3 tRNA genes and 1 rRNA gene are annotated in these 550 nt (G+C 48.5%); all 4 read right to left on the bottom strand.

The features are described from left to right. Positions 1-57: 57 nt before the first annotated feature. A tRNA-Thr gene (locus tag FC70_RS07010) sits at positions 58-130 on the bottom strand. A 34-nt stretch (positions 131-164) separates the two neighbouring features. After that, positions 165-237, bottom strand: a tRNA-Lys gene (locus tag FC70_RS07005). Positions 238-239: 2 nt separating this feature from the next. Next, a tRNA-Val gene (locus tag FC70_RS07000) sits at positions 240-312 on the bottom strand. 6 nt (positions 313-318) lie between these two features. Beyond that, a 5S ribosomal RNA gene (rrf, locus tag FC70_RS06995) occupies positions 319-435 on the bottom strand. Positions 436-550: the final 115 nt, after the last annotated feature.

Genomic DNA, 550 nt, shown 5'->3' with positions numbered 1-550 from the left:
ACCCGCGACCCCCACCATGGCAAGGTGATGTTCTACCACTGAACTACTTCCGCAAAATGCCGACTAGAGGATTCGAACCTCCGACCCCCTGTTTACAAGACAGGTGCTCTGCCAACTGAGCTAAGTCGGCATAAAGCAAATGCCTGTCGCTCGACGAACGACAATGAGCCGTGACAGGTTCGAACTGTCGACCCTCTGATTAAAAGTCAGATGCTCTACCGACTGAGCTAACGGCTCAATGGAGGATACAGGGTTCGAACCTGTGACATCCTGCTTGTAAGGCAGACGCTCTCCCAGCTGAGCTAATCCTCCATTAGTGCATGGCAACTTCCTACCCTCGCAGGGGGCGATCCCCCAACTACTATCGGCGTTTAGAAGCTTAACTTCTGTGTTCGGCATGAGAACAGGTGTATCCTTCTAGCCATCGTTGCCACACTAACATTTCGTGTTCGATAAACAGTTATTTACAAAGTAACCTCACGATATGTTGAAAGCTTGCGCTCTCAAAACTAAATAATATCAAAAATTTTTTAAACCGGACACCACTGTG

This window comes from Paucilactobacillus oligofermentans DSM 15707 = LMG 22743 (assembly GCF_001434315.1).
Classification (GTDB): domain Bacteria; phylum Bacillota; class Bacilli; order Lactobacillales; family Lactobacillaceae; genus Paucilactobacillus; species Paucilactobacillus oligofermentans.
The sequence above is the reverse complement of the archived record's forward strand: the minus strand, read 5'-3'. Positions and strand labels throughout refer to the sequence as shown.